At 54.2% G+C, this 25,397-nt stretch carries 29 protein-coding genes, 1 tRNA gene and 2 pseudogenes; 11 read left to right on the plus strand and 21 right to left on the minus strand.

Annotated features, from left to right (window positions below):
* The first annotated feature begins 670 nt into the window (after positions 1-670).
* The 9 genes and pseudogenes from NMUL_RS14040 (at position 671) to NMUL_RS14070 (ending at position 6,483) form a co-directional block, all read left to right on the plus strand.
* Complete coding sequence (locus NMUL_RS14040; protein ID WP_041353327.1) at positions 671-1,642, plus strand: PhoH family protein; 972 nt, start codon at positions 671-673, stop codon at positions 1,640-1,642.
* Entirely contained in the window at positions 1,626-2,195 is a 570-nt protein-coding gene (gene ybeY / locus NMUL_RS14045; protein ID WP_011381976.1) for an rRNA maturation RNase YbeY, read from the plus strand. Before NMUL_RS14040 ends, ybeY begins: the two co-directional genes overlap by 17 nt.
* Positions 2,196-2,267: 72 nt before the next feature.
* The gene (locus NMUL_RS14050) at positions 2,268-3,104 is read left to right on the plus strand and encodes an HlyC/CorC family transporter (RefSeq protein WP_011381977.1); all 837 of its coding nucleotides are present in this window, start codon (positions 2,268-2,270) and stop codon (positions 3,102-3,104) included.
* 22 nt (positions 3,105-3,126) lie between these two features.
* Positions 3,127-3,696 (plus strand): inorganic diphosphatase, encoded by a 570-nt coding sequence (locus NMUL_RS14055; protein WP_011381978.1) that lies wholly within the window; start codon positions 3,127-3,129, stop codon positions 3,694-3,696.
* A 90-nt stretch (positions 3,697-3,786) separates the two neighbouring features.
* Positions 3,787-4,287: pseudogene (locus NMUL_RS16680) on the plus strand (ATP-binding cassette domain-containing protein); the annotation flags it as partial.
* A gap of 18 nt (positions 4,288-4,305) precedes the next feature.
* A pseudogene (locus NMUL_RS16685) lies at positions 4,306-4,468 on the plus strand (Msr family ABC-F type ribosomal protection protein); the annotation flags it as partial.
* Positions 4,447-5,709, plus strand: coding sequence for an ATP-binding cassette domain-containing protein (locus NMUL_RS14060; RefSeq protein WP_473229994.1), 1,263 nt, complete (start codon positions 4,447-4,449; stop codon positions 5,707-5,709). The pseudogene NMUL_RS16685 and the gene NMUL_RS14060, both read left to right, overlap by 22 nt.
* A gap of 89 nt (positions 5,710-5,798) precedes the next feature.
* A complete protein-coding gene (locus NMUL_RS14065; protein WP_011381980.1) occupies positions 5,799-6,128 on the plus strand; it encodes a c-type cytochrome in 330 nt (109 codons plus the stop codon).
* Between the two features lie 28 nt (positions 6,129-6,156).
* Complete coding sequence (locus NMUL_RS14070) at positions 6,157-6,483, plus strand: c-type cytochrome (RefSeq protein ID WP_011381981.1); 327 nt, start codon at positions 6,157-6,159, stop codon at positions 6,481-6,483.
* A 181-nt stretch (positions 6,484-6,664) separates the two neighbouring features.
* On the opposite strand, the gene NMUL_RS14075 is transcribed toward NMUL_RS14070, so the two are convergent.
* The 4 genes from NMUL_RS14075 to NMUL_RS14090 are packed head-to-tail and all read right to left on the minus strand — an operon-like array spanning position 6,665 to position 9,575.
* Positions 6,665-7,093, minus strand: a complete 429-nt coding sequence (locus NMUL_RS14075) for a DUF1841 family protein (protein ID WP_011381982.1) — start codon at positions 7,091-7,093, stop codon at positions 6,665-6,667.
* Between the two features lie 8 nt (positions 7,094-7,101).
* Positions 7,102-7,749 (minus strand): endonuclease III, encoded by a 648-nt coding sequence (gene nth, locus NMUL_RS14080; RefSeq protein ID WP_011381983.1) that lies wholly within the window; start codon positions 7,747-7,749, stop codon positions 7,102-7,104.
* A gap of 3 nt (positions 7,750-7,752) precedes the next feature.
* Positions 7,753-8,532 (minus strand): electron transport complex subunit RsxB, encoded by a 780-nt coding sequence (rsxB, locus tag NMUL_RS14085; RefSeq protein ID WP_011381984.1) that lies wholly within the window; start codon positions 8,530-8,532, stop codon positions 7,753-7,755.
* Positions 8,529-9,575: a quinone-dependent dihydroorotate dehydrogenase gene (locus NMUL_RS14090; RefSeq protein WP_041353331.1), complete on the minus strand. Its 1,047-nt coding sequence runs from the start codon at positions 9,573-9,575 to the stop codon at positions 8,529-8,531. Before NMUL_RS14090 ends, rsxB begins: the two co-directional genes overlap by 4 nt.
* Before the next feature lie 161 nt (positions 9,576-9,736).
* On the opposite strand from NMUL_RS14090, the gene NMUL_RS14095 reads away from it, so the two are divergent.
* Positions 9,737-10,672 carry a tetratricopeptide repeat protein gene (locus NMUL_RS14095; RefSeq protein ID WP_011381986.1) on the plus strand — a complete coding sequence of 312 codons (936 nt, stop codon included), beginning with the start codon at positions 9,737-9,739 and terminating at the stop codon, positions 10,670-10,672.
* Positions 10,673-10,685: 13 nt separating this feature from the next.
* On the opposite strand, the gene NMUL_RS14100 is transcribed toward NMUL_RS14095, so the two are convergent.
* The 16 genes from NMUL_RS14100 to thiO all read right to left on the minus strand — a co-directional run bounded on the left by NMUL_RS14100 (position 10,686) and on the right by thiO (position 23,712).
* Entirely contained in the window at positions 10,686-11,441 is a 756-nt protein-coding gene (locus NMUL_RS14100; RefSeq protein WP_011381987.1) for an arginyltransferase, read from the minus strand.
* Entirely contained in the window at positions 11,425-12,123 is a 699-nt protein-coding gene (aat, locus tag NMUL_RS14105; protein WP_011381988.1) for a leucyl/phenylalanyl-tRNA--protein transferase, read from the minus strand. The genes NMUL_RS14100 and aat overlap by 17 nt, the downstream gene beginning before the upstream one ends.
* A 37-nt stretch (positions 12,124-12,160) precedes the next feature.
* The gene (gene queC / locus NMUL_RS14110; RefSeq protein WP_011381989.1) at positions 12,161-12,859 is read right to left on the minus strand and encodes a 7-cyano-7-deazaguanine synthase QueC; all 699 of its coding nucleotides are present in this window, start codon (positions 12,857-12,859) and stop codon (positions 12,161-12,163) included.
* A gap of 53 nt (positions 12,860-12,912) precedes the next feature.
* Positions 12,913-13,617 (minus strand): 7-carboxy-7-deazaguanine synthase QueE, encoded by a 705-nt coding sequence (queE, locus tag NMUL_RS14115; protein ID WP_011381990.1) that lies wholly within the window; start codon positions 13,615-13,617, stop codon positions 12,913-12,915.
* 49 nt (positions 13,618-13,666) lie between these two features.
* On the minus strand, positions 13,667-14,581 hold the full coding sequence (gene ybgF, locus NMUL_RS14120; protein WP_011381991.1) for a tol-pal system protein YbgF: 915 nt from the start codon (positions 14,579-14,581) through the stop codon (positions 13,667-13,669).
* Between the two features lie 2 nt (positions 14,582-14,583).
* Entirely contained in the window at positions 14,584-15,111 is a 528-nt protein-coding gene (gene pal, locus NMUL_RS14125; RefSeq protein WP_011381992.1) for a peptidoglycan-associated lipoprotein Pal, read from the minus strand.
* Positions 15,112-15,149: 38 nt separating this feature from the next.
* Positions 15,150-16,475 carry a Tol-Pal system beta propeller repeat protein TolB gene (gene tolB / locus NMUL_RS14130; protein WP_011381993.1) on the minus strand — a complete coding sequence of 442 codons (1,326 nt, stop codon included), beginning with the start codon at positions 16,473-16,475 and terminating at the stop codon, positions 15,150-15,152.
* A gap of 31 nt (positions 16,476-16,506) precedes the next feature.
* Positions 16,507-17,568, minus strand: a complete 1,062-nt coding sequence (gene tolA, locus NMUL_RS14135; protein WP_011381994.1) for a cell envelope integrity protein TolA — start codon at positions 17,566-17,568, stop codon at positions 16,507-16,509.
* A gap of 187 nt (positions 17,569-17,755) precedes the next feature.
* Positions 17,756-18,142, minus strand: coding sequence for a protein TolR (gene tolR / locus NMUL_RS14140; RefSeq protein WP_041352662.1), 387 nt, complete (start codon positions 18,140-18,142; stop codon positions 17,756-17,758).
* Positions 18,143-18,207: 65 nt separating this feature from the next.
* The gene (gene tolQ, locus NMUL_RS14145; protein WP_011381996.1) at positions 18,208-18,894 is read right to left on the minus strand and encodes a protein TolQ; all 687 of its coding nucleotides are present in this window, start codon (positions 18,892-18,894) and stop codon (positions 18,208-18,210) included.
* A complete protein-coding gene (ybgC, locus tag NMUL_RS14150; protein ID WP_011381997.1) occupies positions 18,891-19,319 on the minus strand; it encodes a tol-pal system-associated acyl-CoA thioesterase in 429 nt (142 codons plus the stop codon). The genes tolQ and ybgC overlap by 4 nt, the downstream gene beginning before the upstream one ends.
* Before the next feature lie 73 nt (positions 19,320-19,392).
* Entirely contained in the window at positions 19,393-20,436 is a 1,044-nt protein-coding gene (ruvB, locus tag NMUL_RS14155) for a Holliday junction branch migration DNA helicase RuvB (RefSeq protein ID WP_011381998.1), read from the minus strand.
* Between the two features lie 108 nt (positions 20,437-20,544).
* Positions 20,545-21,138 carry a Holliday junction branch migration protein RuvA gene (ruvA, locus tag NMUL_RS14160; protein WP_011381999.1) on the minus strand — a complete coding sequence of 198 codons (594 nt, stop codon included), beginning with the start codon at positions 21,136-21,138 and terminating at the stop codon, positions 20,545-20,547.
* Positions 21,135-21,653: a crossover junction endodeoxyribonuclease RuvC gene (ruvC, locus tag NMUL_RS14165; RefSeq protein ID WP_041352663.1), complete on the minus strand. Its 519-nt coding sequence runs from the start codon at positions 21,651-21,653 to the stop codon at positions 21,135-21,137. Before ruvC ends, ruvA begins: the two co-directional genes overlap by 4 nt.
* Before the next feature lie 37 nt (positions 21,654-21,690).
* On the minus strand, positions 21,691-22,413 hold the full coding sequence (locus NMUL_RS14170; RefSeq protein WP_011382001.1) for a YebC/PmpR family DNA-binding transcriptional regulator: 723 nt from the start codon (positions 22,411-22,413) through the stop codon (positions 21,691-21,693).
* 162 nt (positions 22,414-22,575) lie between these two features.
* Positions 22,576-23,712, minus strand: a complete 1,137-nt coding sequence (gene thiO, locus NMUL_RS14175) for a glycine oxidase ThiO (protein ID WP_011382002.1) — start codon at positions 23,710-23,712, stop codon at positions 22,576-22,578.
* A 162-nt stretch (positions 23,713-23,874) separates the two neighbouring features.
* Here thiO and NMUL_RS14180 point away from each other — a divergent pair.
* Positions 23,875-23,950 (plus strand) — tRNA-Lys (locus NMUL_RS14180).
* A gap of 215 nt (positions 23,951-24,165) precedes the next feature.
* On the opposite strand, the gene NMUL_RS14185 is transcribed toward NMUL_RS14180, so the two are convergent.
* Positions 24,166-24,984, minus strand: coding sequence for a type I restriction enzyme HsdR N-terminal domain-containing protein (locus NMUL_RS14185; protein WP_011382003.1), 819 nt, complete (start codon positions 24,982-24,984; stop codon positions 24,166-24,168).
* Between the last annotated feature and the right edge of the window lie 413 nt (positions 24,985-25,397).

Raw genomic sequence — 25,397 nt, forward strand, 5'->3', positions numbered from 1 at the left:
GCTTCGCGGAATCCTCGGGCCCGCTTTGGGGTGCCACTTCCCAGAACTCCCTGGCATCGCTATAACACGTAAATGCGCAAGCTGCGACCTTTGTGCGCGCCTCTTGATCATCGCGATTTTAACAGCAACGCGCACCGCAGACGATTTGTTCAGTGATTCCTTTCGTCCCGGCTGGAATTGCCCGTTCCGATCCTGAACGAAGCTGGCGTGCGCATCAAAGGCAACTGAGCTTTTTAACAGGGGTCGAACTCCCAAAAAATTTATGGTCCCCCTGTTCAATCAACACCTGAGGCAATGATCCTCTTTCCGCGTGCCGGGTCTGTACCTGGCTTTTCAGGCCGCCTCTGCCTCTTAATACCGCTGTCACAAAGGCAAGTTCCAGGCAACTGGAGCATATTACAAGTGCATAGTGATGATGAGCGGGAAGGACATAGTGCCAGATGAACGATCCGTTAGGCATACAAGATTTGCCTGCCCTTCCCAACCGCGCCTCTACTGACTATCATCTCCCCTCCGCCCGACTTCTCTTTCCCATTTCCTTACCGGAGCGAAGGGTCAACCAATAGGCAAAGCGATTTCAACCTTTCCTGAGTAGGATGAGTTGCAAAGAAGTTCGGTCGCTGCCAGAATTAAGACCTCACCTCCATATTTGTGTCGCTTTACCGCGCCATTGAAGCCCAAATCCGTAGAAATTTCCTTTTCCCCCGCTGACAACCAGCGTCTGGCGAACCTGTGTGGTGTGCTGGATGAAAACCTGAGGCAGATCGAGACGGTTCTCGATGTCGCAATTGCAAGGCGGGGAGAACATTTCAGTATCCGGGGGAAGCCACCCCAGACTTCACTTGCCGCGGAAGCTCTGCAGAACTTCTACGATCAGGCGCACCATCCTCTGGGCATCGAACAGATTCAACTGGGCCTGATCGAGGCGATGAATCCACATCACCAGAAAAAACAGGGGCCAGATGCCAAGGAAATAGGGGAGCCCGCCCTGTATACGCGGCGTAGCGATTTGCGCGGACGCACACGCCGCCAAGTGGAGTATCTGCACCAGATCCAGACACATGACATCACTTTTTCCATCGGCCCCGCAGGCACCGGGAAAACGTATCTTGCGGTTGCAAGCGCAGTGGATGCACTCGAGCGGGATATCGTGGCGCGTATCATACTGGTGCGGCCTGCGGTGGAAGCAGGCGAACGCCTGGGATTTTTACCGGGTGATATGGTGCAGAAAGTGGATCCTTATTTGCGTCCCCTTTACGATGCGCTCTACGATCTGATGGGGTTCGATAAAACCAGCAAACAGTTTGAACGAAACGCAATCGAGGTGGCTCCGCTTGCATTCATGCGCGGGCGAACGCTGAACCAGTCTTTCATCATTCTGGATGAGGCGCAAAATACCACGCCGGAACAGATGAAAATGTTCCTGACCCGCATCGGCTTTGGCTCCAAGGCCGTCGTGACAGGGGATATCACGCAGATTGACCTTGCAAAACATCAGAAAAGCGGCTTGGTGGAAGCCCAGCAGGTTCTTGAAAAAGTGCGGGGCATTGCCTTTACGCGGTTCGATGCAGAGGATGTGGTGCGGCATCCGCTGGTGCAAAGAATTGTCAATGCCTATGAGAAATATGAAAGAAAGGAGTAGTTCCCCCGGCACTCCTGACAGCGGGAGGCGCGCCAGACCGAAACCGGCGAAATTGAAAATGACTGTCCAATATGCGACTTCAACACGCGAGCCGCTTCCTTCCAGAGCCTTGCTTCGTAAATGGGTCAAGGCGGCCCTGGCGCATGATGCGGAAATCGCATTACGCATCGTGGACGAAGAGGAAGGCCACCGCCTCAACCGGGACTTTCGCAATAAGGATTATGCAACCAATGTCCTGACCTTCGTTTACAGGGATGGGCAAATCCATCCTGACTCTCCGCTCGGGGAAAAGCGGGGTGCTTACCCTCTGACCGGCGATATCGTACTCTGTGCGCCGGTAGTGGAAAATGAAGCGGGTCAGCAGCAAAAGGATCTAATGGCGCATTATGCGCATCTGACGGTGCATGGAGTCCTGCATCTGCAGGGCTATGATCATCAGGAGGATGAGGATGCCAAAAACATGGAGGAAACGGAAACCCGGATTCTAGCGTGGTTGGGATATGAGGATCCTTATGCAGGATATCAGCTGGCGGAAGCGGTTGATTGTGGATAATGCGAGCACAGTTGATGGCTGACGGCAAGATTTCAATTGATTGGATTTTTATGGCTATGTTGACTTTTACAAATGGATGATCCTCCCCAACCTGGCTGGCTGGAACGCATAAGCGGCATGCTCCTGCGGGAACCGGGGAATCGGGTCCAATTGATGGCCCTGCTGCATGCGGCGTACGAACGCAATTTATTCGATTCCGATGCGTTGAGCATGATAGAAGGAGTAATACAGGTATCAGAGATCCAGGCACGCGACATCATGGTTCCCCGCTCGCAGATGGATGTCATCGACATCAGCGATCCGCCCGAGAAATTCATCCCCGAGGTGATCGAGAAAGCGCATTCGCGTTTTCCGGTTACCGAAAATGACAAAAATAATGTTATCGGTATATTGCTGGCAAAGGACCTGTTGCGGTATTACGCGGCGGAGGAAGAGTTTGACGTGCGCGACATGTTGCGGCCGGTGGTATTCATTCCTGAATCCAAGCGCCTCAATGTCCTGCTTCGGGACTTTCGTACCAATCGCAATCACATCGCAATCGTCGTGGACGAGTATGGTGGAGTTGCAGGACTGCTGACGATTGAAGACGTGCTGGAGCAGATTGTCGGCGATATCGAGGATGAACATGATTTCGACGAGGTGGAAGACAACATTGTGCAGACGCCAAGCGGCCATTACCGGGTCAAGGCGATTACCGAGATCGCGGATTTCAATGAAAGACTTGAAACGGAATTAAACGAATCCGACTATGATACGATCGGAGGTCTGGTCCTGCACGAATTTGGACGCTTGCCGAAACGAGGTGAATCAGTCATTGTCGGAGGTTTCAAGTTCACGGTGCTTCGCGCGGACAGCCGCAGATTGCACACCTTGCTGGTGGAAAGAAGCAACGGCCAGATCGAGCAATAGGATGCGGCAGGGTTTCAAAAAAATGGTTGAGATCAGACCGGGCAGGAATAAGTCCGGGATGCAGGATAACCTTGAAGCAAGCAGTACAAACCCGGATCGATGCCTGGTCAGCGAGATGCAGCGGGAGCCGCCGCTGGTGGAAGTGGTCATCGAGGTTCCCCGCGGAAGTTTTATCAAACGCGGCTCCACCGGAAAAGTGGATTTTATCTCACCCCTGCCTTGCCCGTTCAACTACGGCTCACTCCCGGACTATCTCGGTCTCGATGGCGATCTCCTGGATGCACTGGTGCTCGGTCCCCGTTTGCCTGCTGGCACCCGTGTACGGGCAAAGGCTTGGGGTGCCGTTCGCATGGTGGATCACGGCATGCTGGATGACAAGCTTATCTGTAGCGACTTGCCGCCGGACATATTGCAGTGCCAGAAAGTGCTGCGATTTTTTCGATTCTATGCGAAATGCAAGGGACTGCTCAATGTGGCGCGTGGCCGGTTAGGGCGAAACGCGTGTGAAGGCTGGCGGGATGCGGCTCAGGCGATTGCAAGGGCACGGCCGTGCGGCAACTCCCCGCGCCTTCACTATCCCGCTGACCGCTAACCGCTGCCCCTTTGCAGATTTTGCCAAGTCCCGGGGAACATGGCAGAATTGCGCCCCTTATAAATTTCCCCTGTTCAGCCTGCTTCCGTCATGCCTCTGCTCACGCTTGAAAAAACGAGTCTCGCCTTCGGTCATCATACCTTGCTCGACCAGGTGGATCTGCAGCTCGATCCCGGGGAGCGCCTGGCGCTCATCGGCAGGAACGGCGGGGGCAAGTCAAGTCTGCTGCGCGTTCTCGCGGGCGAGATGCAACCGGATGACGGCAGGGTTTGGTATACCCCGGGATTGAAGCTTGCCTATGTCCCCCAGGAACCGGAACTGGATCCTGATCTCACGGTATTTCAGGAAGTAGCGAAGGGATTGGGGTCAGTCAGCAGGATACTGATCCAGTATCACGAGGCATCTCATTTACTTAGCGACGGTGCAGATAATACCGATGCTCTTCTAGCGCGCCTGGCGAAACTCCAGGCCGAGCTGGAAGCACAGGATGGCTGGCGTATTCAGGCAAGAGTGGAAACTGCCATCGGCAAGCTTGATCTTCCTGCCGATGCCCTGATCAGGCAACTTTCCGGGGGACAGAAAAAGCGGGCGGCACTGGCACGCGCTCTGGTGATATCGCCCGAGGTGCTGTTGCTGGATGAGCCGACCAATCATCTGGATTTTCTGGCAATCGAATGGCTGGAAGGATTGCTCAAGGATTTTTCGGGGAGTGTCGTATTCGTCACTCATGACCGCCGCTTCCTCACCCATGTGGCTACCCGCATCGTCGAACTCGATCGGGGCAAGCTGACGAGCTTTCCAGGCGACTTTTCCGCATACCAGCGAAAGAAGATGGAGATGCTCGAAGTCGAGGCTATCCATAATCAGAAATTCGATAAGGTGCTGGCGCAGGAAGAGATCTGGATACGTAAAGGAGTACAGGCGCGTTGCACGCGTAACGAGGGGCGGGTGCGACGGCTCGAAGCACTGCGGCAGGAGCGCGCCGCCCGGCGCGAGCAGGCGGGAAAGGTTAGCTTAAGCCTGGAAGAAGGCATTAAATCCGGCCGGATGGTGGCGGAACTGGAGCATGTCAGCAAAAGCTACGGAAGCAAAGCGGTTATCAAGGATTTTTCGTGCCGGATCATGCGCGGCGACCGCGTGGGACTGCTCGGACCCAACGGCGCTGGAAAATCCACCCTGCTCAAGCTGATCCTGGGCGAGTTGCAGCCGGACAGCGGTAGCGTACGGCTGGGCACGAAAGCAGCCGTAGCCTACTTCGACCAGATGCGGGAGCAACTCAATGAGGATGCAACGCTGGTCGATACCATCAGTCAAGGCTCGGATTTCATCGATATCGGAGGTACCAGAAAGCATGTCATCAGCTATCTGGAAGATTTCCTGTTCCCTCCGCAGCGGGCACGCTCGCCCGTAAAATCACTCTCCGGCGGCGAACGCAACCGGTTGCTGCTGGCAAGGCTGTTCACGCGTCCCGCCAACGTGCTGGTTCTCGATGAACCGACCAACGACCTTGATATCGAAACGCTGGAACTGCTTGAAGCATTGCTGCAGAATTACTCGGGAACGCTGTTCCTGGTAAGCCACGATCGCGAATTTCTCGACAACGTGGTAACCCAGGTAATTGCCTTCGAGGGAGACGGTATCTTACGGGAATATATCGGCGGTTACGAGGATTGGATGCGTGCCAGAAGTTTTCAGAAGACAGCGGGCAGACAGCCGATCCCCAAGCCATCTCAACCGGCCCCTCTTAAAGCATACGTGCCCCCCCCTTCCGTTAAACTGGGGTACAAGGAAACCCGTGAACTTGAGGAGTTGCCTGGAAGGATCGAACTCCTGGAGAAGGAGCAGGCGGAGGTCTCCCGTCAGTTATGTTTGCCTAATATTTACCGTGATTCTCCAGAAAAGGCCGCTGTGTTGCAGCGGCGCTTTACCGCGATTGAGGAGGAACTGACGAACTGTCTTACCCGGTGGGAGGAACTCGAAGTGAAAAACTCTGCCGCAGGACAGAAAAAATAACGGTAAGTTCCCGTTATTCTAGCGTTTTATTCATTGACCAGAAATGGCACATCGTTTAGAGTCGCTCTTTTTGTAAAGAGGGACTGATAATGAAAAGACCTGCAATAGTCAGTTTACTTGCATGCGGATTGCTTCTCGCGCTGGCGGGCACTGCTCAGGCAGTAGGTAATCCGGAGGCAGGAAAGCAGAAGAATGCCATGTGCATCGGCTGCCATGGAATAGAAGGATACCGGACATCCTATCCTACTGTATATCACGTGCCGAGACTCGGTGGTCAGCATGCTGAATATCTGGTAAAAGCCCTGCAAGCATACAAGACCGGGGCACGTAATCATCCCAGCATGAAGGGGATAGCGGCCTCATTGTCTCAACAGGATATGGAAGATCTGGCCGCGTACTATGCCGGCGCTGGCAAATAACAACCACTGACCAAGCAAGGAAAGCCTCATGAAACATCTTATTATTGGCGCTGCAAGCGCAGCCTTAATGCTGATTTCCAGCCAGGGAATGGCAACGGATATAGAAGCGGGAAAGAAAAAAGCGGCGGAGGTATGTGCCGCCTGTCACGGTCCGGATGGCAATAGTCCTGCACCGGCGTTTCCGATACTGGCCGGGCAACAGGCGAGTTACCTCGCAAAGACCTTGAATGAGTATAAATCCGGGGTTCGGCAAGACCCTGTGATGGCAGGTATGGCGGCAGCTCTGAGCAAGGAAGACATCGAAAACGTGGCTGCTTACTTTGCCACCCAAAAAGGCCTCAAAACGAAGTATTGATTGGAATCTCTGAATAAAATCCCGCGGGTGCTTCAATGCTCCGCGGAGAACTTGTCCGGAGGACTTGCCCAAAGGCCTTGGGGGCGGAAGGCACGGGTGGGAAAATAGCGGGTAACTCCCTTGCCCGCTTGTCTGACAACCGCATAATCCGCCGAAACATCCGACCGCATCGCTTCGAATATCAAATCCCCTGTCTATCCAGGCATTCGAAATAAACCATGACGTCATATGTAGTCCGGTTTCGTTGTGCCTGCCAGATCATTTCCGCCAGGCATTCCATGGTTTGGTGCATGGCTGCATGCTCGTTCCCGGTTTTCTTCAGCAGACGCTCGAACCGCGCGCGGATTCCTGCCGGTTGATCTATTGAAAGCTGCTCCTTGATGGCAATATGCATCCCCATGTGCAGAAACGGGTTGGTTTCGCCCATTTCCGGGGGATAATCCCTATCCTGATGATGTTCCACATCATCAAGCAACGCATGGTATTCCGGGTGCTGCAAAATCACCTCGAGCGCCATGTCCTCCATCGCGCTGAGCATTTCCCGTTGCTTGTATTTACGCCAGGTCTCGAAAAAAAATTGACGCGCCTGGTCTCTGGAAGGATTGAACATCAAGTTTTTTAACGAGGAGTATCCTCAAAGTTTTTTGACTCGTATTCACACAGGTCGTTTATCAGGCAGATCGCACATTTTGGTTTTCTTGCCACGCAGATATAGCGCCCATGCAAAATCAACCAGTGATGGGCATCCTGGCGGAATTCCTTGGGGACGCACTTGAGGAGCTTGGACTCCACTTCCAGCACGTTCTTTCCCCTTGCAATTCCCGTACGATTGGCCACGCGGAAAATATGTGTATCCACCGCAATAGTGGGTTGACCAAAGGCAGTATTCAATAACACATTTGCAGTCTTGCGCCCCACGCCGGGCAGTTTTTCCAGCTGCTCCCGCGTTTCAGGTACTTTTCCGCCATACTGATCAATGAGTATGCGGCATGTTGCCAGGATGTTCCTTGCCTTTGTTTTGTACAAGCCGATGCTCTTGATGTATTCCCTCAATGCTTCTTCCCCCATTGCAAGTATTGCCTCGGGTGTATTGGCCTTGGGAAAGAGCTTCCGCGTGGCAAGGTTCACGCTTTTGTCGGTCGCTTGGGCGGAGAGTGCCACTGCTACCAGCAGTTCAAAGGGGGAGTTGTACTCCAGCTCAGTGGTAGGATGAGGATTGGCGGCCCTGAAGCGGGTAAAAATCTCACGGCGTATGCTTGAATTCATGAATCAGCGGGAAGAAATGTCTGACGTTCTGTCACTCCAGTCCTCCTTTTTTGATATTCCAGGCGATGGCTGTGCCTTGGCAACCCTTGCGCGCTCCAGCGCTGCCTGAATGGTGACTTTTTTCAGACTGGCCGCGGATGATGAAGGCGTCATGCCGGCTGTTACTTCGGTTCTTTCGGTTCTTTTTGCCAGCCTTTCCTCCCTTCCCTGTTTCTCGCGTTCCAGCCGCTGCAACCGCAACTGGTAGCGCATACGGGCACGGTCGGCTGCTTTCTTTTTTTCCACCCTTTCCACCTTCTCCACTGCGAAGTCTTGATGGTCCGGTTCAGTCCACGCAATTTGGGCGCCGATCTCTGCACACGGAGAATGCTCCTTCGGAAGAACCATCTGGATACAGTCTACCGGGCAGGGTTCCAGGCATAACGAGCAGCCGGTGCACTCCCCGGAAATAACCGTATGCATTTGTCTCGCCGCCCCCACAATTGCATCCACCGGGCAGACCTGTATGCACACGGTACAACCTATGCACGCTTGCTCATCAATCAATGCCACCTCTTTCGTTTTGAACACGCCGTGGGCTGTATTCAAAGGAAGGGGTTCCACCCCCAGCAGTCGGGCCAGTTGATGGATGCCGTCTTCTCCACCCGGGGGACATTGATTGATCTGTGCCCGCCTCTCTGCAATTGCTTCGGCGTAAGGCCTGCAACCCGAAAACCCGCACTGGCGGCATTGGGTTTGCGGAAGAATGGCATCAATTTTCTCTGCCAGAGAAATATCTTTCATGTTGAACTGGCACCATCGAGGCCCCCCCCATTTGCATTGCACAACACCTGTGCAATCTCACCCACGAGATGAGGACCGCGATAAACGAGGCCGCTGTATACCTGGATCAGGCTGGCGCCGGCTGCGATTTTTTCGGTAGCGCCGGCCGCATCCATGATGCCGCCCACCCCGATAATAGGCAGCGCCCCTTGCAGGGCATGGTGGAGGCGCGCGACGACTGAGGTCGCGCGTTTTGCAAGCGGCGCCCCGCTCAATCCGCCCGCTTCCCGCGCATGGGGAAGTGTTTCCACCCCTGCGCGGGAGAGGGTGGTATTGGTGGCAATAACGCCGTCAACACGATGCTTCATCAACAGTGCGGCGATGGAATCGATTTCCGGCAACTCCAGGTCAGGAGCGATCTTCACCAGAAGTGGGGTGTATTTTCCATGTTCGTCAGCCAGACGCTGCTGATTCAGTTTCAGCGTGCCAAGCAGGGAATCCAGTTCGGTGGCCTGTTGCAGTTGCCGAAGATTAGGGGTATTTGGAGAAGAAATGTTGACGGTGATATAGCTGGCGTAGCGATACGCCTTGCGCAGGCATATCAGATAGTCATCCACGGCTTTTTCTACCGGCGTATCGAAGTTTTTCCCGATGTTGATCCCCAGAATACCTTTGTAGTCCATCGCCTTCACGTTTGCGACAAGACCCTCGATACCGTTATTATTGAAGCCCATGCGGTTGATAATGGAATTTGCCTGCGGCAGGCGAAACAATCGGGGCTTGGGATTTCCCGGCTGTGGCCGCGGCGTGACCGTGCCAATTTCGATAAATCCGAATCCAAGGGCCGCCAGCGCGTCTATATGTTCGCCATTCTTGTCCAATCCCGCTGCCAAGCCGACAGGGTTGGGAAAGGTCAGCCCCATTATGCTGCGAGAACGGCAGGGCGCAGGACGCGCACGGTAGAGCCCAAGCCGATGGGCCGTCTCCATCGCGTTGAAGGCAATACCATGCGCGGTTTCCGGTTCGAGGGCAAATACCAGGGGACGGAGCAATGAGTAAAGCATCATTCATTCTACCATTGCCGCCGGGGTGAACGCTTGTTCCCTGATCCGGTCTATACGGAGTCTCCATGATAACCGGCGGCAGGCGGGGTTCAGACGCCATGTCTGGCATATTGAAGATTCTAACCGGATATCGGTTGCATAAGTCTTGAACAGGAGCATTCATGAAGTTGCAGCATCTTTCTCTGATCCTGGTTCTCATTTTATTTTCGGGAACTGCTCGCGCCGCCACATTATGGGACAAGTTCAATGATGAGGTGGAAACACTCTATCAGCAGGGAGACTATAAAGGGGCGGCGGTAGCGGCGAAGAAGGCGCTGCAAGCAGCAGAACAGGGGTTGGAGCCGGGTCATCCGGATATTGCAACCAGCCTCAACAGCCTTGCCATGATCCATAGTGCTCAGGGGCACTATAAGGAGGCGGAACCGCTTCTCAAGCGTGCGCAGGCAATTTTTGAAAAATCATTGGGTACAGAAAGCCCGGAAGTGGCCGCAACGCTGAATAACCTGGCGATGCTGTACCGGAACAAAGGGGATTATGCGGAAGCCGAGTCGCTTTACAAGCGCGCGCTGGCGATCGATGAGAAAGCTTTCGGAGAGGAGCATCCCAACGTCGCTGCAAGCCTGAACAATCTGGCGCAGTTATATCAGGCAGAGGGGCAATACCCTCAGTCCGAACCCCTCCTTAAACGGGCAGTGACAATATTGGAAAAAACAGGAGGCCCCTACCATCCCAACTTGGCCGTGAGTCTCAACAATCTCGCCTTGCTTTACAATGCGCAGAAGCAGTATGCGAAAGCCGAACCTTTATACAAACGTGTATTTGCAATCACGAAAAGAGCTTTCGGACCGAATCATCCCAATGTCGCCTTGAGTTTGAACAATCTTGGCGGACTGTATAAGGACCAGGGTAAATATCCTCACGCTGAACCGCTGTTTCGCCGCGCCCTGCTCATCTCGGAAGAAACGCTCGGCCCGGATCACCCGAATGTGGCCACAAGCCTGGAAAACCTGGCGCAGTTGTATAGGGAAATCGGCTATTCCCATAAGGCTGAGCCGTTGGCTAAACGGGCAGCGGCTATCCGGGCGGCAACGCGGTAAATAAAGCAGTGTTTCAGGGGAAGGCGCAGGAAGGGTAATCGGAGAGATTTTCCAGAAGTTCCCATTGGCCATTGATTAGCGCCTGCAATGGCCTGAATGCCGCTTTGTACGCCATTTTTCGACTATCCTTGATCCAGTAGCCGAGGTAAAGATAAGGAAGCTTCAATTCACGGCACTGGTGCGCCTGCCACAAAATATTATAGGTACCAAAACTCGCGCCCGGTACATCCGGGTCGAAAAATGTATAGACCGACGATATTCCGTCAGGCAGCTCATCGATGATGCTGACCATTCGTAAAACACCGTTTTCCCGGAATTCCACCAGTTTCGAATCGACATTGCTGGGCAGCAGAAAATGCCGGTACTGCTCGCGGCTATCCCGATCCATGCCGCCGCCCGAGTGGCGTTGGGCCTGATAACGGAGATACAGTGCGTAGTGATCGGGGTGATAATACAAATCATGCTGAGTCGCAACCAGGTGCCGATGTCGATTCCAGGAACGGCGCTGGCTTCGGCGTAGCGCGAGGCTGTCAACTACCACTCGGACTGGAAGGCAGGCGCGGCAATTGTCACAGAAAGGACGATAAGTAAAAGCCCCGCTGCGACGAAAACCAGCTTGTACGAGACCGCCATAAACAATGGTGTCAATCAGATGACTGGGAGTTGCCACCTGCGAGCGCGCCAGTTGCTCAGGAAGATAGCTGCATGGATAAGACGCGGTAGTGTAGAACTGCAGCGTGGATGCAGGAAGATCATTCAACTTGCTCATGATCGAAACACCATTTTTCGCCTCGTTCCATATAGTTTACCAATTCTTTCAATCTTTGACTAAATTCCTCGCGCGGGATTTCACGCGCGCCGAGGGATGCAAGATGGGCGGTTTTCATCTGGCAATCGATCATTTCAAATCCCCATCGCTCGAGTTGCCGCACCAGATGCACAAATGCAATTTTGGAAGCATTGGAAACGCGCGAGAACATGGATTCACCGAAGAAGACGCGTCCCAGCGCAACTCCATATAGTCCTCCTACCAATTCCCCGTCCATCCAGGTTTCCACGGAATGGGCGAAGCCCATTTCATGCAGGGCGCTATAGGCGAAAATCATTTTATTCTGTATCCAGGTTCCGCAACTGTCTCGCCGCGGTGCGGCACAGGCCCGCATGACCGGGGTGAAATTCCTGTCGGTACGAATTTCATAATTACCCTTTCGCAACGATTTTTGCAGCGAACGAGATACTTTGAGCTCCCGCGGGAACAGCACCATGCGCGGATCGGGACTCCACCAGAGAATGGGGTCGCCATCATTGAACCATGGAAAAATTCCCTGGCTGTATGCCTCGATAAGCCGACGCGGCGAAAGATCGCCCCCTACTGCCAGCAGGCCGTTTGGCTGAATGAGCGCGGTGTGCAGCGGAGGGAAGAGGGAATCAGACGAGAGCCAGGGAATCATGAAACCAGCAAGGCGTTGAGTACCTTCTGTTTGAGTATCAGGAAGCAGGCGTCTGCCGGAAACCTGCGTGATAACGCGTTACGTCGGGAACATCTGCCGATTCAAAGCCCGCCCGTCGCAAGCGGCAGGAATCACATACGCCGCAGGCCAGCCCCGCATCGTCCGCCTGATAGCAGGAAACAGTCATGCTGTAGTCAACGCCGAGCACGCCCCCCCTCTTTATGATCTCCGCCTTCGACAAATTCATTAGAGGCGCGTGAATGGCAAGGCGTGTCCCTTCAATCCCGGCTTTTGTCGCGACGTTCGCCATCGTCTCAAAGGCTTCGATATACTCAGGACGGCAATCGGGATAACCAGAATAGTCAATTGCGTTAACACCGATGAAAATATCCCCGCTCCCCAGCACTTCGGCCCAGGCCAGTGCAATGGAAAGCATGATGGTATTACGCGCGGGTACGTAGGTGCTGGGAATGCCCGGCGTAACCCCGTCCGTCGGAATTTCACGCTCTTTGTCGATAAGCGCGGAGCCCCCGAATGTGGAAAGATCCACTTGAATGATTTTATGGGCGGTGGCACCCAAGGAGCGGGCAAGATTTTTTGCCGCGGCGAGCTCCGCGCCGTGGCGCTGGCCGTAGCTCACGCTCAAGGCATAACACTCATATCCTTGCTGGCGGGCGATAGCAAGGACGGTGGCCGAGTCCAGACCTCCTGACAGCAGCACGACTGCCTTAACCATAAAGTTGTAAAAAACGAGTCACGACGCGGTCTATTTTACCCCGTTAGCACCCGTTATCGTCCGGGGCCCTCCCCCCACAGCAATTTGTGCAACTGAACCTGCATGCGCACGGGCAACCGGTCCCTTAAGATCCATTCCGCAAGGACAGTCGGCTCCAGTTTGCCATGAACGGGAGAAAACAATACAGGACAAGTATGGTCCAACCGATGCTTACCCATCATCTCGACCGCCCACCGGTAATCGTCTTCGTCACAGAGCACAAACTTTACCTCGTCATGGCTTGTAAGGTACTGAACGTTGCTCCAGAGATTTTTTTCCACCTCTCCGGAACCAGGCGTTTTGAGGTCCAGGATTCTGGATACGCGCGCATCCACTTTGGATATATCCAGAGCCCCGCCGGTTTCCATTGATACCGAATAACCCGCATCGCACAGCAATCGAAGCAAAGCCAGGCACTCTTTTTGAGCCAGAGGTTCGCCCCCTGTCACGGTAACATGACGAGCCCCATGCCTTGCCACCTCCATCAGAATAGCGGCAAGGGAGAGGCGCTCGCCCTCATGGAACGCATAAGCAGTATCACAGTAGCCGCAACGCAGCGGACAACCGGTGAGCCGCACGAAAACAGTCGGCAGCCCTACACGACTGGTTTCTCCCTGCAGAGATAGAAAGATCTCGTTGACACGCAAGCTTGCCCCTTCCGCGGAAGATGGAATCTTCCTGGACAGAGGTGGGAAATCCGGGGACAGGATCTGAACCATATATACGGGACGGAAGCCGGCAGGAAAATGTCCTGGCCGGCACACGCCGCTATTTGATACTGGTTAACCGCCGTTTGGCTTTGTCTGCTGCGTCGCTGCCGGGATATTTGACGATGACGCTTTCCAGAATTGTCCGGGCAGCATCTTTTTTATTCAGCTCCAACTGGCTGCTGGCTATATTGAGCATCGCATCCGGTACTTTGGGGCTGTCCGGATAGATTTTGATCAGCGTCTCCTGCGCGGCAACGGCATTCTTGAACTCGCGCAATGCATAGAAGGAATTTCCGATCCAGTAGTGGGCGCTGGCAGCAAAACTTGATTCGGGATAAGACCTGAGAAAACTGTTGAAACTGGATATGGCTTCCTTGTACTTGCCTGTCTTGAACAGATCGTATCCGTTCTCATAGGCGCGGCCATCGGCGCCATCGGCGACAGAATTCCTGTTGGCAGGCGTGGCGTATTCGGACGAAACGGCAGAAGCCGAGGCAGGAACAGCAGCGGATGCAGTTCCTTTCATCCCCTGACTGGAATTCGGGCCTGCATTGGAATCAATGGCGGAGCTGGATGCAGCGGGGGAGGATACCCCCGACCTGGGCGCAGCTGTCCCATCGGCTCCTTCCGTCTGCTCCAGCCGCCTGAGCCGGTTATCGAGATCAACGTAGAAATCCCGCTGCCGTTTCTGCGCCAGTTCGTTTTCATTGACCAGCACTTCTATCTGACCCTGCAACCTGTTCAGATCGAGCCGCAGGCTTTCTATCTGGTTGTGAAGTTCCAGCAATGGCCGACTACCGAGATCTTCTTCGAGTCTGCTAACACGAGATTCCAATGTTTGTCCCTGATTCCTCAGGTCGCCCATCGTCTGCTGCGCGACCATGCGGCGCGGCGCCCTGTCATCATCGAAGGTTCTCGCATGAATCGAACCACAGACCATCAGAACCGATAGCAGGAAAGCGCGCTGGAGCATGATTATTCACCCTGATAACGGATATCCACGCGGCGATTTTCAGCCCATGCAGCCTCGTCATGGCCCATTGCATGAGGTTTTTCCTCGCCCAGGCTCACAGCTTCAATCTGCCCCTCCTGGGCACCTGATAGGGTCATTGCATACTTGACCGCGTCCGCACGACGCTGGCCCAACGCCAGGTTATACTCGCGACTGCCGCGCTCGTCTGTATTTCCCTGCAGCAGCACCCTGGCATTGGGATGCTCACGCAGATATTTCGCATGTGCCGCGACCAGAGATCTGAATTCATCCTTTACTACATAGCTGTCGAAATCGAAATAGATGCTGCGCTTGGAAAGAATGCTGTTGGGATCGGTAAGCGGATTGAGGGTTGGGGATGTGTAATCCTCAGCCTGCATGCCCTCCCTTTGCGCGGCGGCAGCATCCCTGGATCGATCTCTATCCTCCATATCCGCGTCGCCGGGCTGCTTTGTCTGGCTGGCGCATGCTGTCAACAGGCTGATCAATAACACGCCCAAAACTTTTTTCATTTCTATTCCCTTTTAGGTTAGCCAAAAATACACTGGAATTACTGCAGACGCCGTAGCGGACCCCACGCCGGTTCTCTTATATCACCCGTCTGCGTTGAAAGCTGCTGCCGGGTTCTCCCGTCACTCGAAACCGCGGATAATATACCACGGCCCCGTATTTCAGTAGCATAAAGAACCATTCTGCCGTTGGGGGCAAAGCTTGGCGATTCGTCGAATCTCGAATCCGTGAGCAAGCGCACCTGGCCGGTCGCAAAGTCCTGAATGGCCACGTTGAATCTATCGCCGCTGCGGTGGATAAAAGTAAAACCTTTTCCATCGGGACTGTAACGCGGACTCACGTTGTAGCTTCCTTCGAAAGTAAGACGTTCCGCAACTTTGGACACACCTCCTGTGACAGGCATCCGATAAATTTGAGGACTGCCGCCACGGTCAGAGGTGAAAATGATATAACGGCCGTCCGGCGAAAAACTTGGCTCGGTATCGATGCCGGAACTTTGTGTAAGGCGCTGAAGTCCTCCGCCATCGGAGTTGATCAGAAAGATTTGCGAGCCACCCATTACAGATAGCACAACCGCAAGCTTCCTGCCATCGGGAGACCATGCCGGCGCACTATTGCTCCCCCTGAAATTTGCAACCGCCTTGCGTGTCCGGGTCGCAAGGGTCTGAACGTAAACCACCGGTTTCTTGTTCTCGAAAGATACATATGCAAGCCGGGTGCCGTCCGGGGACCAGGCGGGCGATATGATCGGCTCCGTATATTCGATGACGGGCTGGGCATTGAACCCGTCCGCATCTGCCACCTGGAGCGAGTATTTCTTCCCCTGCTTGATCACATAGGCAATGCGAGTGCTGAACACGCCGACGTCACCGGTCAGTTTTTCGTAGATCATGTCGGCAATGCGGTGGGCGGCAGCGCGCAGCTGCTCCGGCGCCACTGTCTCGACATAACTTCCCAGTTCTGCCTGCCTTGCCACATCCAGCAACCGGACGCGGATCGATATCTGGCCTCCGGAGACGGGTATCGCGGTGCCAATGGCGAGCGCGCTCGCACCCCGATTGATCCAATCCGGGAACGAAACCTCGACCGGTTCATGCGGCCGCAGGCCTCCGGGATCGACCAGCTTAAATAATCCTGTACGTTGCAGATCCGCCGAAATGACGGGGGTAAGGCTTTGCGCCCCAAGTCCTTCCTCTCCCGAAAAGGGAACTATCGCGACAGGAATCTGGTTGGCGCCTCCACCGAAAATTTCGATGTTGAGAGCGGCCTGCGCTGGCGAGCAGACCAGCCACAAAAAGAACAAAACGGCAGCATAGCCGGAAAGTTTATGCGAGCGGGACGGCGTGGGCAGCATAGCAATGGCCATAAGTTAATTTTGAAACAATAGATTATACCAGTCATTCAAGGTAATGCACCTTGACACTCAAGTTGCGGAACTTCGGAAAAAGCGCGGGGTCGGGCGGCAGCGGGAGCGGCTTGGACAAGGCAATAGCCCGCTCTACCGCACTATCGAAAGCGGCGAATCCACTGCTCTTGCGCAGCCTGACATCGAGGATATCGCCGCCGGGAAGCACAGTAACATCGAACTCGACAACCGGATTTCCGGGCAGATCCTGCGGCATCACGATATTCCTTCTTATCTTGGCCAGGATTCTCGCCTTATACTCGTCAATCTCCTTCGCCAGCCGCGCTTGCGCTGCCGCCTCAGCCTGGAGCCTGTCGCGTTCTTCCTGTTCGCGCCTAAGTTGCTCCACTTCTGCTGCAACCCGCGCCTGCTGTTCTTTCTCCTTCCGTTCCTTCTCGGCTTTTTCCTTTCGTTCTTTCTCCTTCTGCTCCTTCTCTTTCCGTTCCTTTTCTCTTTGTTCTTCTTCTCTGCGTTCCTTTTCTTTACGCTCCTTCTCGGCTTTTTCCTTCCGTTCCTTCTCTTTCCGCTCCTTTTCTCTTTGTTCTTCTTCCTTGCGCTCCTTTTCTTTCCGCTCCTTCTCGGCTTTTTCCTTCCGTTCTTTTTCCCTCTGCTCCTGTTCCTTTTTCTCCTGCAGTTCTTTTTCCTTACGCTCTTTCTCCTTACGCTCTTTCTCCAGTTGCACCTTGTTTTCCACCGGTTTTTTTTCCGGCTTGGGTTTCTCGGTTTTTTCCTTTATGGCGATATCAGGTTTAGAGGGAGTCGGCGTTTCCGGCTGAGGCAGGGGTTCCGGCTTGGGCAGCGGTTTTGTTTCAGGCGGCTTTACCTCCGGCATCGGTTCAACCGGCTTAGGCGGCGGGGGAGGCGCTGCCCTTACCACGGGTGCCGGTGCCGGCGGAAGGCTGCTCCATAAATCCACCATCATCCCTTCCGGTGACTCGGTTTTCCAATTGAGGCCGAAAATCAGGAAAGCGAAAAAAACGAGGTGAACCAGCACTGCCAGCACTGCCGCCGGCACTCGCCCTGGTTCAGGTCGAACGAATTTTCTCAACGCCATGGCATTCGTATTCGTTGTGGGCGTCTAACTCAAACTCACAAGCACGCTCATTCGGCAATCTGCAGGGGAACACAAGTTCCAGCGCCGAAATACGCTGAATGAGCAGAAGCACGTCCGGAAACACGTCTTTTGAGGGCAACAAAAGCTTGCAACGGACGACTGCAAATCCGAATTTTCAGAAGTGCGTTCATTTCGACCTAGCCAGCAGTCCTACCTTCTTCACCTGCTGCTGCTGCAGAATATCCATTACATTCATCACTTCCTCGTAGCGCACATTTTTGTCGCCCGCGATCACTACCGGCTGCTCGGCATTTGCCGCCTGTTTCTGCTTGATCACCTCAACCAGCTCCGTATGGCTGACCTGCTTCTCACCCTCTCTGGCGGAACGGTCGTTCAGCCTCAGGGTTCCATTCGCCTTTACGATCACTTCCAGCGGTGCGACGGGCGGGGATAGCGACTTGCTAACCTGCGGCAGCTCAATCTCGCCCGGAGTGATGAGCGGCGCCGTGATCATGAAAATGACGAGCAGCACCAGCATCACGTCAATGTAAGGTACTACGTTTATCTCGTTCATCAGGCGCCTTCTGGCGCGCCGCTCACTCACAGTCTCCGCTCTCCAAAATTATCCTGTTCACGTTCCTAACCGCCGGCCTGCCTCTGCAGAACATTCGACATTTCTTCCATGAAGCTCTCGAACCGCGTAGCCAGCCTGTCCATACTGCTGGCATAGCGGTTGTAAGCGATAACCGCGGGGATCGCGGCAAAAAGGCCCATGGCGGTGGCAATCAGCGCCTCGGCAATCCCCGGCGCAACATGGGCGATGGTGGCCTGGGCGACATTGGACAAACCGCGAAATGAATTCATGATGCCCCAGACGGTACCGAACAATCCTACATATGGGCTTACGGAGCCGACCGTCGCAAGGAACGAGAGATGCGATTCAAGACGATCCATTTCACGCTGATAGGTCGCGCGCATGGCACGACGGGTACTGTCCATGGCCGTGCCGGTATCCATTCCCGGCTGACGCCTGTGCTTCATGAATTCCCGGAAACCTGCCTCGAAGATCCGTTCCATGCTGCCTGCGGTGTGACGGGAAGCAGCAGCGCTCTGGAAAAGCGCGTTGAGGTCGGTTCCCTTCCAGAAAACATTCTCGAATTCATCGCACTGCCTCTCCGCCTCGCGGATGACAAACAGTTTGCGAAAAATGTACCACCATGACATGAGTGAAGCGATCACCAGCAACAGCATCACCAGCTGCACCGGCAAGCTCGCGCTGCCGACGAGCTGAAAAAGGGACATATCCTGGCTAACAGTCGGACTCATGATAATTTTCCAAGCTTGAGGCGCAGGGCAGCAGGGACGCTCACCGGTTTCAGACTATCCACTCCCACGCACACCGCCTGCACGGTAGCGGCAGCGAGCGTAACATCGCCCCGCAAGACCCGTTGCGCGATCGTGATGCGGCTTCTGCCCAATTCCGCTGCCTGCGCCGTAATGTGCAGCAGGTCATCCAGCAGAGCCGGCTTAAAGTATTCAATGCCAAGCGAACGTACCATGAAAATCACCTTATGAATCTGACTTAATGAATGAATATGAAATCCCAATTCGCGTAACCACTCGTAGCGGGCACGCTCCATGAAATCGAGATAAGTTGAATGATAAACCACGCCGCCTGCATCGGTATCCTGATAATAGACACGGACGGGCAAAGAAAAGGGAATCTCGGGACTTGAGTAAGACATCTTCATCTGATCAATTGAGAAATCGATGCCGACATCGCGACCAGCTGCCGGCTACTACGATTGCATCACGGAAAATTTACTACTGCTTCTCATCCCACAAATCCGCGCTGAGTCCATTCCTTGGCAGGGCCAGACCAAAATGCTGATACGCGATGGACGTCGCCATCCGTCCGCGCGGCGTGCGCTTCATATATCCTTGCTGGATCAGATAGGGCTCGAGCACGTCTTCTATGGTTCCGCGCTCTTCGCTGATGGCGGCGGCGAGGTTATCGACACCGACCGGACCGCCGCCGAATTTTTCCATTACGGTAAGGAGCAGCTTTCTATCCATCACATCGAGTCCGATTGCATCCACATCCAGCATGAGCAGGGCAGCGTCGGCCACCTGGCGGTTGATACGGCCCTCCGCCTTGACTTCCGCGAAGTCACGCACACGTCGTAGAAGACGATTGACAACGCGAGGCGTTCCACGCGAACGGCGCGCAATTTCAGTGGCGCCATCGGGAGAGATGTCTGCTCCCAACAATGCAGCGGAACGCATGACGATCTGGGTGAGTTCTTCGACGGAGTAAAATTCCAGGCGCGAAATGATGCCAAAACGATCGCGCAGCGGATTGGTCAACATTCCGGCGCGGGTCGTTGCGCCGACCAGGGTAAAAGGCGGCAAATCAAGCTTGACCGAACGGGCCGCAGGGCCTTCGCCGATCATGATGTCTAGCTGGTAATCCTCCAGTGCGGGATAGAGAATTTCCTCCACGACCGGGGAGAGACGATGGATTTCATCTATGAACAAAACATCGTTGGGCTCGAGATTGGTCAGCAGGGCCGCAAGATCGCCGGGACGTTCCAACACTGGGCCGGAGGTCTGGCGCAGCCCCACGCCCATCTCCTTGGCAACGATGTGCGCAAGGGTGGTTTTACCAAGGCCGGGCGGACCAAACAGCAGTACATGATCGAGCGCTTCCCTGCGCCGCCTGGCTGCCTCGATGAATATCTGTAGCTGTCCGCGAATTTTTTCCTGGCCTATGTATTCGGCCAGATGCTTCGGCCGCAGCGCCCGCTCCAGATCCTCTTCTTTTAACGAGAGGGGCGCAGGGGTAATCAAGCGGTCTGTTTCTATCATTCCCAATTCAAAAAGCGCTATCTCCGCCAGGTTTTCTGCTGATCGAATTGAATCGGCGACCGGAGCGATAATCTGAAGGACAGGCTTTCCCCACCGCCGACAAAGACGTTATTTCTCTTTTGACAAGAACTTCAGTGCCTGTCTTATGCCGTCCGAAACGGAAAGATCCACGGATAGCTGACTGACCGCCCAATTGGCCTCGCGATCATTATACCCTAGAGACAACAGGGCATTCAGCACATCGCTTCCCATCGTTGAGGGCCGCCGGGCTCCCGCTGCGCCTGGAATCGCGGATACGCCCAAGTCAAGCTTGTCGCGCAATTCCAGCAGCAAGCGCTCTGCCGTCTTCTTGCCGATGCCGGGAATCCTGATCAGACGGGCAGGATCCTGATTGGACACTGTCTGATGCAAGTCAGCCACGCTCAGACCGGATAGCAAAGCCAGCGCGGTTCTCGCCCCAACACCGGAAATTTTTACGAGCTGGCGAAATGCCTGCCGCTCGCCTTCCGTAGCGAAACCGAAAAGCAAATGCGCGTCTTCGCGTACGACGAAATGAGTGTGGAGCGTGATTTGCGTCCCGACGGCCGGCAGGTTGTAGAACGTGCTCATGGGTACGTCGATCTCATAGCCCACACCCTGGACATCAACCAGCACCAGCGGGGGAAATTTTTCCAGCAGGAGTCCGCTTATTCTCCCGATCATATGAGACGCCCCTGTTTTACCCGGTAACCGGCGGTCGACAGGGCACCCAGTCCCAAGCCTCCATGGGCATGGCAAATAGCACAGGCAAGGGCATCGGCGGCATCCGATGCAGGCTGACCGGAGAGGCGCAATAACCGTCTTACCATTTCCTGTACCTGTTCTTTCCGCGCGTGGCCTTCACCGACCACCGCCTGCTTGATCTGCAGCGCCGTATACTCTGCAACGGACAGGTTATTCAGCACTGCCGTGCATATCGCCGCTCCCCGCGCCTGCCCGAGCATCAAGGTGGATTTGGGATTGACGTTGACAAACACCTGCTCGATCGCGACATGGTCAGGCTTGTGTTCCGCGATGACTTCGTTGAGGTGATCCATGATGGATTTGAGGCGCAACGGCAATTCACCCTCTACTGTCCTGATGCGGCCACTGCTGACGTAGACCAGTTTGCCGCCGGTTTTGTCGATGATTCCAAAACCGGTTAGCCGCAGACCTGGGTCTATACCTAGTATACGGATTTTATTGCCTTTTATTTTCCGGGCGGAAAACCCCTGCTCAGTCGATCACCGCGGTTGTATAGACTTCCTGTACATCGTCGATGCTTTCCAAAGCATCGAGCAGCTTTTGCATTTTTACCGAATCGTCCCCGGTCAATTCGGTTTCATTGACGGGCTTCATGGTCACTTCGGCGAGTTCCGCCTTGAACCCTGCTTTTTCCAGCGCTTCCTTCACCGCGACAAATTCGTACGGCGCGGTGATGACTTCGATGCTGCCATCATCATGGGCGATAATGTCCTCGGCGCCGGCTTCCAGGGCTACTTCCATCAGTTTGTCTTCATCCGTGCCCGGCGCAAACAGCAACTGGCCACAGTGCTTGAAAAGAAAACCAACCGAACCGTCCGTGCCAAGGTTACCGCCGTATTTGGTAAAAGCGTGACGCACGTCCGCCACGGTACGCACTCGATTGTCGGTCATGCAATCGACCAGCACAGCCGCACCGGCAATGCCGTAACCTTCGTAACGTATTTCTTCGTAATTCACGCCCTCCAGATCGCCACTGCCGCGCTTGATCGCGCGCTCGACGTTTTCCTTGGGCATGTTCTGCTCATAAGCCTTGTCGACAGCCAGACGCAACCGCGGATTGCTGTTCGGATCCCCGCCGCCGAGTCTCGCGGCAACGGTAATTTCCTTGATGAGACGGGTGAAAATCTTGCCGCGCTTCGCATCCTGCGCGGCTTTCTTATGCTTGATATTAGCCCACTTGCTGTGACCAGCCATAATTCTATGCCCTGAGTTCCTTATTGAGTCCTTGGGTGAGTCCTTTGCTGAAGTGGTGCAATGTTATCACCCCCCGTCTCCAGCATAAAGCCGACAAGGAGGCGTTCCGCAAGCGGCCCTCCCTGGTCGATAATCGGACTTACTGGTTTCAAACTTACCGGTTCAAATCGCCCTATGCGGCCACTGGTAGGGCGTCACATCGAGCGGCTGGAGCTTGCCCAGAATCATGTTGGCGATAAGCTGCGCACTGCCGGGGGCCATGGTGACACCGTAGCGATAATGACCGCTGTTGAGATACAGGTTGGAGATCGCCGGATGCATGGAAATCACAGGTATGTTATGAGGTGAAGCGGGCCGCAGGCCTGCCCAATGCGCGGCAATCATCTCTTCAGCAAGAACAGGAATCAGGGCTTGCGCCCTTGCAAGCAATGTTTCTCGCGCTTCGGGCGTTGTACTCTTGTCGAAACCTGCTTCCTCCAGGGTGCTGCCTGCAAGTATGTGTCCATCCCGGCGGGGGATGAGATAAAAATTGTCCCGCTCATCGAACACCATGGGCTCGAGCAATCCTGGCTGGGCCTTGAACAACAGAATCTGGCCGCGGACCGGCCAAGCTTCCAGCGCTGCCGCATGCTCAGCCAGAAGCCCCCTGCTCCATGCCCCCGCGGCAACAACATATTGACCTGCGGAATGACGCTCGCCCGCCACGGTATGGATGGATTGGACGTATCCCCGTTCGATTTTCCACCCGGCAACCTCGGCATGCTCGAGGACTTTACCGCCAAGCATCTTCACCGCCCTTATCAACGCCTGCAGCAAACGTGGATTTCTTACCTGGCATACTTCGGGCAGCCAGAGCGCAGCCGTGTCACGGGAGAGCGAAGGGGCTATTTGGCTGGACTGAACCTCCTGCACGGGTATGGCGTGACGCGCGCACCAGTGCTTGGCCAGAAGCATCCGGCTGCACATATCAAACGTCCCCGGTTCGACATAGGCCTGGGAGGAAGAATCGGGCAGCACCAGCATGCCGCTTGCCTGATATTCCGGATCGACGCCCGTTTCCGCCTGCAACGCATCAACAAATCGAGGAAACAGATGAGCACTAAACTGTGTAAGCTGTGTAACCGCTTCCGGATAGTCCCATGGCAGCAACGGCGAGAGTATGCCGGCGCCCGCCCAGGAGGCTTCCTGCCCGCAAAGATTGCGCTCAAGTACGGAAACTGTCGCGCCCGAACGCAATAATTCCCACGCGGTGGCAAGCCCGACGATGCCGCCACCCATCACCATCACATCGCTGCTCAAAAATTATTCCTTCAACAAGCCTCCGCACAGAATAACAAAAGCGGTTCTGTGATGAAACGCAATTCGAGCAGCTGTTTACAAAACCGACGAGTTCTACAAGGCGGTCAAAAAACTTTATATCGGGAGAGTGAGCCGGTATAATGCACGTCCCTTCACACCTGTGGGCCGTTAGCTCAGCCGGTAGAGCAGCGGACTTTTAATCCGTTGGTCGGCAGTTCGAATCTGCCACGGCCTACCAAATAATCAATCGCTTGTGACTTATTAGGAACTGGGATTCCTTTTGTTTTTCCAGAATGGAACCATTTTGTAACCCCATCAGCCTTTTTTCAGTCAGTTCCAAAAAATTTGGGACTGCTTGTTTTGCGGGACCTCCTTAAATTTAAGAAGACCCACAAACCTAAAACCTAAAATCGTAAGACGGTTGAGCGCCAGATGATCTCGGCTCAGTTTTTCCTACTGCACGCCCTCAAGTTCAGCTGGAACTAACTCGCTTTCTCTTTCCCCCTTTCCCCCTTCCTTCACATTCTTGCGGGCTCTGTTGTTTTTTGATGTGATACGCGCAATTTTCTTCTTTGCTTCGATAGCCTTTTCTCCCTCCATTACCTCACGCTTTATAACCTCGGCTGTTAGTACGTCGCGAATTTGATCTGTGTCAATACGAACATCAGGCGAAATGCGGCGTAACTCCCGTCGAATGACATCAAGAACCGGATCGGTCTGAAGGATTGCTCCTATAAAGAAACGAGATAATGCCTGCTTTTGCAAGTGGTATTCGCTCAGTACTGATCGTTGCCACCCTTCCTTACAGCACAAATAAAGCAATTCAACATCGGTTAAAGACCGTGAATTCAGTGCGGCGAAATCTATGCTTACCACCAGTTCCTGATTTATCGGTTTTGAGAAAATGACGCGATAAACACGCCAACACATTCCGTTTGTAAGCAAAACCCAATCCACCCCTTGATTGGCAGCATAATCTACAGCCTGTTTCAGATGATTATCTTTGAGATCAATTCCAATTGCCTTTACTTCAATAAGCGTTTGAAGTGTGCCGTCTATCTTGATTCCAAGATCACAATACGTACCTCGGATAGCATATTCAGATGTAATTTCCACATACTTATCAAAGCCAAAAATATCGGCCAACATATCCTTGATAATTGTAACTGTGTCAGCTTCTCCAGCGTCTCTTGTTTTCGCCGCCGCCAGAATCGGTTGGTATTGTTTTATACCCGACATAATCCTATCGGTTATTTTTTTTGAGATTGACATCTGCTTTTCTCCGCTTTTAATGTTCGAAAGTAGTTAACGATCAGTTTCCTGTTCTCTTTATTATTTACTTTCCGCTCCTCCCATCTTGTCAATTTGACAGAGCATCGAGTTTACAACTTCCTACGCTGATTTTTTCGTGTACATGGTTAACTTGTACATTACCTTACCCTTCCTCGAGAGTAGGCTTGCCAGCGGTACCTACCCGCCTTCACCATTGAGACCGGTGATGAAAGCATGGAATCCTTCGCCCGTGTAAGACATTCCTACCACCTGCCCAGCAGGAAAAGTGGATAGACTACTTTTTCTCGGGTAAAAACTGCCTCGTGCAACTTGTAAGCGTTGCCCCATGCCGGTGAGACTGGAATTCAAGTGCGCCGCGGCCGCAAGCTTTGCGGATTACAGGCCATGACAGG

This window comes from Nitrosospira multiformis ATCC 25196 (genome assembly GCF_000196355.1).
In the GTDB taxonomy this organism is placed as follows: domain Bacteria; phylum Pseudomonadota; class Gammaproteobacteria; order Burkholderiales; family Nitrosomonadaceae; genus Nitrosospira; species Nitrosospira multiformis.